The following is a 1,799-nucleotide window of genomic DNA, read 5'->3' on the forward strand; positions in this document are numbered from 1 at the left end:
AAGGGATATAAAAATGGACAGTAAGGGATATAAAATAAAGCATTTATATCTTTTGCTTTATAATTATGCTATACTTTTTTCGAGGTGGTTTTGTGAGTAATAATGTAGTTAGATATAATAATGGTTTTGATACCGTTCCTTTAAGAAATTTTACCCCAATTGAAATGAATATTTTTTGGTCGATCTGTTCTAAAATGAAACGTAAAGGTACGCAGGAGGTTACTTTTTCGTTTGAAACATTTAAAGAATTAGCTCATTATGATCGACGAGAAAAAGATAAGTTTTATACTTCTATGAAAAACATATCTGAAAAGTTGGGTACTTTAACTTATAAATTTGAAGATGAAAATATATTTGAGCAATTATGGTTGTTTCAACGTTTTGTGGTAAGAAAAGAAGAAGAAACAGTAACTATTCAAGCAAGTGATCGGTTTGAATTTATTTTAAATTCCATAGGTTCTAATTTTACACGTTTTGAATTAGAAAATATGACGCAATTATCTAGTGGCTATGTTAAAGAACTTTATAGACAATTAATGTCCCATAGAGATATTAATAAACGTAGTGGCGCTTGGTTCGTAAAAATAGAAGATTTTCGCTTCGCTTTAGATATTCCTCCTAGTTATCGTATGAGCGATATTAATCGCCAAATTTTTAAACAAGCAGAGAAAGAATTTTTAGCAAAAGATAAATATGGTCATCAAGTTTTTCAAAAATTTAGAGTTGAGAAAGTAAAAGCACATAAAGGAAATAAGATTGGCTCACTGCGCATTTATTTTAAAGAAGTCGATAATTTACCACATATTACTTTTCATGACTGGACACAGGAAGAGAACAATTAGAGCTATAGAAGATGGAAAATAATTAAAATTTGGCAGAGGGGTTAGTTATCAGCAAACAAGTTGCTCATAAGTAAGTGATTTGGTTGTGAGAGATTTATGATGGAATAGGAATGGATAAAAATATGACACATTTTTTGTTTTAATAGGTTAGAAGAGCAAGAGTAAAATGAGAAGGTAGGAGCAAGATGACAGATACAGCATTACTAGAACATATAAAGCGAGTAATTAGGTGTTTCCCAGAGTATTGGGAGCAAGATGCGTTACTTAAAAATAAGTTAATTGATGATATACGGTCCTATAAAACAACTGTTATTAAAGCATTATTAGCGAATGAACTTATCAAAGATACCTATTCACTAGAATTAGATGGTATAACTATTTTCAAGGTGGAAGACTTTGTGAGTATGCTGCGGTATAAGAATTACTGGGAAGATAGTTACACCAAGTACAGCAATGAAATTGGGTTGACCAATGATGGGAAATATCTAAACTATACAACAGATGTTGTGTTAGATTTTCCGCATAAGGATGGTGTACTGGAAGGCGGTATGACCAAAGAGGATGTAGGAAAGAGGGAGATATATTACCATAATGTGTTAGCCAAAAAGGAAATTGATACATTGTTAGCCCCGAAAGTGCTTTCCAATATGAAAAAATATAATGCAAATGGAGAACAAAACATAATAAAGTTTAACGATACAGATAACTTGATTATAAAAGGGAATAATCTTATTGCGTTACATACATTGAAAGAGCGATATGCGGGGAAAGTTAAATTGATTTATATTGATCCACCTTATAATACTGGGGGTGACAGCTTTAAATATAACGATAGATTTAATCGTTCTACATGGCTTACTTTTAATCGAGTAGGGCGAAATCAATCGCCCTCTCACGTCACCTGGACATACGGTTCCGTATCCGGCGACTCCATTATGAATATATGTTATGTCTATA

General features: G+C 32.0%; 2 protein-coding genes. Both read left to right on the forward strand.

Translation table 11 applies throughout. The features are described 5' to 3' along the window. Positions 1-92 precede the first annotated feature (92 nt). On the forward strand, positions 93-842 hold the full coding sequence (locus tag G577_RS0110345) for a replication initiation protein (RefSeq protein ID WP_028791095.1): 750 nt from the start codon (positions 93-95) through the stop codon (positions 840-842). Between the two features lie 185 nt (positions 843-1,027). After that, positions 1,028-1,799, forward strand: a 772-nt coding sequence (locus G577_RS0110350) for a site-specific DNA-methyltransferase (protein WP_028791096.1), incomplete at its 3' end; no start/stop codon positions are given.

This window comes from Tetragenococcus muriaticus DSM 15685, assembly GCF_000423785.1.
Lineage (GTDB): Bacteria > Bacillota > Bacilli > Lactobacillales > Enterococcaceae > Tetragenococcus > Tetragenococcus muriaticus.